Below are 6,981 nucleotides of genomic sequence, written 5' to 3'. Positions count from 1 at the left end.
GTGATCGCTGCGGTCAGCGTGGTTTTACCGTGGTCAACGTGGCCGATGGTGCCGATGTTGACGTGCGGTTTTGTACGTTCAAACTTTTCCTTAGCCATGAGAGGCCTCCTTTTCGTTGAGAGGGGCAGGCACCCTTGCCCACCCCCCAATTATTGAAACGCTTACGCGTATTTCGCCTGGATCTCGTCAGAGATGTTCTGCGGAACCGGATCGTAATGCGAGAACTGCATGGTGAACTGGGCGCGGCCAGAAGACATCGAACGCAGAGTGTTGATGTAGCCGAACATGTTCGCCAGCGGTACGTTTGCGTCGATCGCAATCGCGTTGCCGCGTGTTTCCTGGCCAGACACCTGACCACGGCGAGAGGTGAGGTCACCAATGATGCCACCGGTGTATTCTTCAGGAGTGATCACTTCTACTTTCATGATCGGTTCCAGAAGTTTCGCGCCGGCCATTTTCATGCCTTCGCGCATACACATGCGAGCTGCGATTTCAAAGGCCAGAACGCTGGAGTCCACGTCGTGGAACTTACCGTCGATCAGAGCAACTTTGAAGTCGATCACGGGGAAGCCAGCCAGCGGACCGGAGTCCATGACCGATTTAACACCCTTTTCAACACCCGGGATGTATTCCTTAGGAACAGCACCACCAACGATGCGGCTCTCGAAGGAGTAGCCTTCGCCGGCTTCTGTCGGAGAGATGATCATCTTGACTTCGCCGAACTGACCAGAACCACCCGACTGTTTCTTGTGGGTGTAGCTGTGTTCAACTTCGTGACCGATGGTCTCACGATAGGCAACCTGCGGTGCACCGATGTTCGCTTCAACCTTGAATTCACGCTTCAGACGATCGACGAGAATATCCAGGTGAAGTTCGCCCATGCCTTTCATGATGGTCTGACCGGATTCCAGGTCAGTCTCAACACGGAAGGACGGATCTTCGGCAGCCAGACGCGCCAGACCTTGAGACATTTTCTCTTGGTCCGCTTTGGTCTTGGGCTCAACAGCGATTTCGATAACCGGTGTCGGGAAGGTCATGGTTTCAAGAACAACCGGTTCGTTGGTTGCACACAGGGTGTCACCAGTGGTGGTGTCTTTCAGACCTGCCAGCGCGATAATGTCGCCCGCGAATGCTTCCGTGATCTCTTCACGGTCATTCGAGTGCATCATCATCATACGGCCAACACGCTCTTTGCGGCCTTTGGTGGAGTTCAACAGGGTATCACCCTTGTTGAGGACACCAGAGTAGATGCGGGTAAAGGTCAGCGAGCCAACGAAGGGGTCGTTCATGATTTTGAACGCCAGACCAGAGAACGCCATGTCATCATCCGCGCGGCGGGCAATGTTACGTGTTTCTGTTTCGTCGCCAGGCTTAAAGCCCATGTAATCAACAACGTCGAGCGGGCTCGGCAGATAGTCGATCACAGCGTTCAGCAGAGGTTGAACACCTTTGTTTTTGAACGCGGAGCCACCCAGAACCGGAACGAAGTCCAGCGCCAGAGTACCTTTGCGCAGCAGAGCGCGCAGAGTTGCAACGTCAGGCTCTTCGCCTTCCAGATAGGCTTCCATTGCGGCTTCGTCTTGCTCGACCGCAGCTTCAACCATCTTTTCGCGCCACTCGTTCGCCATGTCCTGCAGTTCAGGGCGAATGTCGCGTTTATCCCAGGACGCACCCAGATCTTCGCCTTCGTAGACCCATTCCTGCATGGTCACGAGGTCCAGCAGACCTTCCAGCTCGTTCTCTGCGCCGATCGGAATACCAACCGGAACAGCGCGTGCGCCGGTGCGGTCTTCGATCATGTTGACACAGTTGAAGAAGTCCGCGCCGATTTTGTCCATCTTGTTGACAAAAACCATACGCGGAACCTTGTAGCGGTCAGCCTGACGCCACACGGTTTCGGTCTGGGGTTCAACGCCAGCGTTGGCGTCCAGAACACAGACTGCACCGTCGAGAACCGCCAGCGAACGTTCAACTTCGATGGTGAAGTCAACGTGGCCAGGGGTGTCGATGATGTTCAGACGGTGCTTTTCGGTGTCTGCGGTCTTACCGTCTTCGGTGCGTTCCCAGAATGTGGTGGTCGCAGCCGAAGTGATGGTGATGCCGCGTTCCTGCTCCTGCTCCATCCAGTCCATGGTGGCCGCACCATCGTGCACCTCACCAATGTTGTGGGATTTACCAGTGTAATACAGGATGCGCTCGGAGCAGGTAGTTTTACCTGCATCGATGTGCGCCATGATACCGAAGTTACGGTAGCGGTCGAGCGGATATTCGCGTGCCATTTGGAATCAGCCTCTGAAGGTTTACCAGCGATAGTGCGAGAAGGCTTTGTTTGCCTCAGCCATCTTGTGCGTGTCTTCGCGCTTCTTAACGGCAGTGCCACGGCTTTGTACAGCGTCAAGCAGCTCACCGGCGAGGCGTTCTTCCATTGTGTTCTCGTTGCGACCACGTGCAGCGGTGATCAACCAACGAATGGCCAATGCTTCGCGGCGCTCGGGGCGCACTTCAACCGGAACCTGGTAAGTTGCACCACCCACACGGCGGGAGCGAACTTCGACAGACGGTTTTACGTTGTCCAGCGCTTCGTGGAAGACTTCCACAGGGGCGCGCTTGACCTTGTTTTCAACGCGATCCAGCGCGTTGTAGACGATTTTTTCTGCAACCGACTTCTTGCCATCGATCATGAGGTTGTTCATGAATTTTGACAGAACTTTGTCGCCAAATTTGGCGTCGGGCAGAACTTCGCGTTTTTCGGCGGCGTGACGACGTGACATCTCGGCCTCTCCTTCTTACTTGGGACGCTTTGCGCCGTATTTCGAACGACGTTGCTTACGATCTTTAACACCTTGGGTATCCAGAACACCGCGCAGGATGTGGTAACGGACACCCGGAAGGTCTTTTACACGACCGCCACGAATCAGAACCACAGAGTGTTCCTGAAGGTTATGGCTTTCACCCGGGATGTAGGAGATCACTTCGAAACCGTTGGTCAGGCGAACCTTCGCAACTTTACGCATCGCAGAGTTCGGTTTCTTTGGTGTGGTGGTGTAAACGCGGGTACAAACGCCACGCTTCTGAGGGCACTGCTCCAGGTGCATGGATTTGGAGCGTTTTACTTTCGGCTGCCGCGGTTTGCGGATCAGCTGTTGGATCGTTGGCATTCCGGTTATTTCCCCGTTTTGCAACATTTCGTCATGCACAAACCCTCGGGCTGTGCGGCTCATTTCTTTTTGCGCGGGTCTCAGGAACTGGCCCTTAAACAAGCGCAAAAACCGCAAACGTTTCCATTCCGAGGTAAACGTCGCGGTGTGTTAACAGAGGATTCAGGTGATAAAAGTGCCTGAACCTTGATCCACTTAACTTTTGATTTCGGCATCAAAGGGAGTTCCCCCATAGCCGGATAGCGGGCGTATAGGGGGAGTCGCCAGGCTTGTCAACATCCCACCCCTGTGTGAGGACTTGTGGCGGTGCCGGTGCTGTGCTCAAACTCACAAAACACCAAAAACAGGGAAATCCGTCGTTATGCAAGTCCTCGGTCTTTGCCGGTTTTCCTATCCTGCTTTGGGCGGCTTTCAGGTGGAGCATGAAACGATCCAAGAGCGGATCGACTACCTGTATGCGCCGGAGCGGATGGAAGAACGGTTTGCCCTGTTTGAGGCGATTACCCTGCCCGCGCTTAAATCCCAGACCGATCCGGATTTTGATCTGATTGTGGTGATCGGTGACAGCCTGCCTGCCCATTATGAGCAACGCCTGCGGGACCTGTGCGCAGGGGTTCGCCAGATCCAGATCCGCAGCGAAGCTCCGGCCCGCCACCGCCCGATCATGCGCAAGATCCTGAACAAAGCGCGTCGCGATCCTGCAGCCCCCTGTCTGCAATTCCGATTGGACGATGACGACGCGGTTGCCGTTGATTTTGTCGAACATCTGCGCGCGGCGACTCAAACCTGTGCGGGTCTGTTGAAACAGCATCCACAGGTTGCCATTGACTTTAACACGGGCTTTTTGGTGCGGCCTGAAGCGGGTGAGGTCTTGGTCGCCGAAGTCAGCCGCCCCTATCAAACCGCCGCCTTGGGCATCTATATCAGCGGCGGCGACACAAAGTCGGTGATGAATTTCGGCCACAACAAAGTCTACCAGAACATGCCAACCGTCACTTTGAACCAGCGGGCGATGTATGTGCGCAGCCACAATCAGTTCAACGATTCCCGACAGAATGTGGCCAAGGAAGAGATGCAGCCGATCACCGCCAAGGACCGGCAGCTGTTTCAACGCTGTTTTGCCATAGGCGATGCGCAGCTTGATCAGCTGCGCGCCCTTTCGCGTTTGCGCTGATTTTCGCGGGCCAAGGTGAACAGCCCTGCCCCCACAACAATGGCCGCCCCCACAAGGGTGATTGCATCCGGCCATTCGTCAAACACCAGAAGGCCCACCATTAGCGCAACCACAAGGCCGCTGTATCGAAACGGCGCCGTAAACGAGACCTCGCTGCCGCGCATCGACAGAATGGAGAACACATAACCACAAAGGATCAGGCCAGAGGTTGCCAGCAACAGGCCCAATTGGAACGGCGTGACCGCCACCCAGTCCTGCCCCACACCGGAGACGCCGCCAAACAGGGCAACACCAACCGCTGTTGTGATCGCCATCGCCATCGATGGAACCCCTGCGGGCACAAAACGTGTCAGTATATCCCGCCCGGTGATCAGCAAGACCGCAATCAAGACAAAGACGGTGCCTTGTCCAAACCCCGCAGTCCCCGGACGCACGATCAGCAACATGCCCAGAAAACCAACCACAATCGCCAGCGACCGGCGCCACCCGACCTTTTCTGGCAGGAACAGCGCCGCCGCCAAAGTCACCGTCAGGGGGATCGCCTGCATCACCGCCGTGGCATTGGCAATTGGCATCGCCAAAAGCGCGGTCAGGAAGAAATAGGTCGCGCCAACCTCAAATGCGGCACGCAGCAGTACAAAACCCCATTCCCGCCGACCAGAGACCCAGATTTTTTCACGCAAGACCCGCGCAAGGGCGAAAAGCAGCACCGAGGCCAAAACGCCGCGCAAAAGCATGATCTGCCACAGGGGCAGATCCGCGCCCAGAAGTTTCACCATTGCGTCGTTTAAGGTGTAGGCCGTCATGGCCACCATCATATAAACCGCGCCAATTTGGTTGGATGTCATGCAAGAAGCTCATTCAGGAAGTCGGGGGTCAGATCAAAGTGCTTTCGCAGCGCTTTGTCGATCTGCGCCCGCGACCACCTGCGGGTCAAGCCCATTTGCGTCGCGTCAGACTTATTGTCGCCATGTACCGTGCGCACAAAGGACGGCACCGAGATGTCGGAATAGGTGTTATAGTGCTGGGCAAATCTGCGGTGATTGAACCGATAAGGGTTCAACCGCTGACCAACCTTGCCCACGATTGTCGCACCTGCAGACAGGGGCATATGTTCGCAACTGTCATAGACCTGAACCCCCATGCGTGTGCGATGGGCATAAAACCCCCGGTTACCGCACAAGGCAAAGGGTTCCGCATCCCCCTGTAACGGGATGAGCCCTTCGGCCGTGCGACGCAGGCGCGCGATAAAATCATTGTCCAGACAATCGTCATCATCCAGCCGGAACTGCACCCGGTGCGTCGCATCCCCAGGCGAAATGCTGTCAAATCCCCGTTTCAGCAACCGATAATGTTTGCTGGGCCAAAACTGCTGGCAGGTGATGTGAGGATAGGGTTCCACCAAAGCCTGAAGACGCTCCCAATAGGGTTTCGGCAACCGCTTGGACGTCAGAACAACCGCCTGAAACCCATCATCGTTTTGACCCACCAAAGACGGCAGGCACAAGGCTTCGAACAGACGAAACCGCAGTTCCATCCGGTCAGTTGCATAAAGATGGGCCGCGATTTCATCCACTGTCTGAAATCGCTGGGTATAGAACGTAGGGCTTAGCACCGAAAACCGGACCAATCCCACGATCTGAAGTCTCAACGTCATGTTCGGTCTGCGCATTCTGGCAAAAGAGAAGCCCCTGTTCGGGGACTTCATCCTTTTTACGATGCGGGCACTAAGAATTCCCTTATGGCCGACATGATTTTGCCACAAACCGCAAGCAGCCAATCAGCTGATGGGTGTTGAACAAACGGGAGGCGTTTACGGCGCAGCATCCTCTTTGGCCCAGTCTTCCCACTGGGTCCCGTATTGGCCAAGCTCGCCCTCCCAAGCAAAAGGGATCTGATGAATCAACGTATTGTCACCATGGATCGTCAGCACAAAATAGGCAGGCTCCATCGCGCCGCCTTTCAGCCATGTCTGCTCGCTCAGATCCGGATAGGACTGATTGCCGGTTGACGGCACCGAGGCAAAGGGAACGCCAAGAAAGATGCCGTGTATTGGCGCATGCACATGTCCAAAGTGGAAATACTCAATCCGGTCGGCATATTCCGACAACAGCGCATGAAAAGCGGGCTGATCTTGGTCCACCAGCGCAATCTGATCTTCGGCTGGCAGGCCAATTGGCATGGGATTGTGATGCAGGAACAGGCGCGCGCGCGTGCAGCCCGCGAGCTGAGATGCCAGCCATTCAATCCGGTCGGCCCCGAAATGGCCAGCGTGCGTCTGATCGCCAACCGTGTCCAGATAGATGTAGCGCACGCCATCAATCGTTTCAGCGTGATTTACGTAACCATTGGCATCCACCGGGTGGTCGGGAAACACCGCAAGGAAATTGCCACGGTTGTCGTGGTTGCCCAACAGAAGCCGCACCGGCACATCCACATCCGAAATCGCCTGTTTCAACGCCTCATAGGCCTCGATCTCACCCCAATGGGTCAGATCGCCCGTGATGATGATCCGGGTCGCGTCACTGTGGTTTTCTGCAACATCCGCCAGCGCCTTGGCGAAGCGGGCGTGCGGGTTCAGCCCACCCATCGGCTCACCGGGAATGGTCAGGTGAATATCAGAGATATGGATGATTTTCATGTTCTGCC

Annotated in this window: 8 protein-coding genes; 1 reads left to right on the top strand and 7 read right to left on the bottom strand. The window is 55.8% G+C overall.

What is annotated here, in order from left to right; translation table 11 throughout:
• From GFB49_RS07900 to rpsL, 4 genes are all read right to left on the bottom strand, one after another.
• Nucleotides 1-98: GTP-binding protein (locus tag GFB49_RS07900; RefSeq protein WP_038034850.1), on the bottom strand; the 98-nt coding region annotated here is incomplete at its 3' end.
• Nucleotides 99-161: 63 nt separating this feature from the next.
• Nucleotides 162-2,279, bottom strand: a complete 2,118-nt coding sequence (gene fusA, locus GFB49_RS07895; RefSeq protein ID WP_153215301.1) for an elongation factor G — start codon at nt 2,277-2,279, stop codon at nt 162-164.
• A 21-nt stretch (nt 2,280-2,300) separates the two neighbouring features.
• Nucleotides 2,301-2,771 (bottom strand): 30S ribosomal protein S7, encoded by a 471-nt coding sequence (gene rpsG / locus GFB49_RS07890; RefSeq protein ID WP_153215300.1) that lies wholly within the window; start codon nt 2,769-2,771, stop codon nt 2,301-2,303.
• Nucleotides 2,772-2,786: 15 nt separating this feature from the next.
• Nucleotides 2,787-3,158 carry a 30S ribosomal protein S12 gene (rpsL, locus tag GFB49_RS07885; RefSeq protein WP_005621086.1) on the bottom strand — a complete coding sequence of 124 codons (372 nt, stop codon included), beginning with the start codon at nt 3,156-3,158 and terminating at the stop codon, nt 2,787-2,789.
• A 361-nt stretch (nt 3,159-3,519) separates the two neighbouring features.
• On the opposite strand from rpsL, the gene GFB49_RS07880 reads away from it, so the two are divergent.
• Entirely contained in the window at nt 3,520-4,332 is an 813-nt protein-coding gene (locus GFB49_RS07880; RefSeq protein WP_153215299.1) for a putative rhamnosyl transferase, read from the top strand.
• On the opposite strand, the gene GFB49_RS07875 is transcribed toward GFB49_RS07880, so the two are convergent.
• The 3 genes from GFB49_RS07875 to GFB49_RS07865 all read right to left on the bottom strand — a co-directional run bounded on the left by GFB49_RS07875 (nt 4,302) and on the right by GFB49_RS07865 (nt 6,973).
• Nucleotides 4,302-5,180, bottom strand: coding sequence for a DMT family transporter (locus GFB49_RS07875; protein ID WP_153215298.1), 879 nt, complete (start codon nt 5,178-5,180; stop codon nt 4,302-4,304). The two genes, GFB49_RS07880 and GFB49_RS07875, sit on opposite strands and share 31 nt — an antisense overlap.
• The gene (locus tag GFB49_RS07870) at nt 5,177-5,989 is read right to left on the bottom strand and encodes a glycosyltransferase (protein WP_153215297.1); all 813 of its coding nucleotides are present in this window, start codon (nt 5,987-5,989) and stop codon (nt 5,177-5,179) included. Before GFB49_RS07870 ends, GFB49_RS07875 begins: the two co-directional genes overlap by 4 nt.
• 156 nt (nt 5,990-6,145) lie before the next feature.
• Nucleotides 6,146-6,973: a metallophosphoesterase gene (locus GFB49_RS07865; protein ID WP_153215296.1), complete on the bottom strand. Its 828-nt coding sequence runs from the start codon at nt 6,971-6,973 to the stop codon at nt 6,146-6,148.
• Between the last annotated feature and the right edge of the window lie 8 nt (nt 6,974-6,981).

It is taken from the genome of Tritonibacter litoralis (genome assembly GCF_009496005.1).
Classification (GTDB): Bacteria; Pseudomonadota; Alphaproteobacteria; order Rhodobacterales; family Rhodobacteraceae; genus Epibacterium; species Epibacterium litoralis.
Note: the sequence above shows the minus strand (reverse complement) of the source record. Positions and strands in the feature narration are given on the sequence as shown.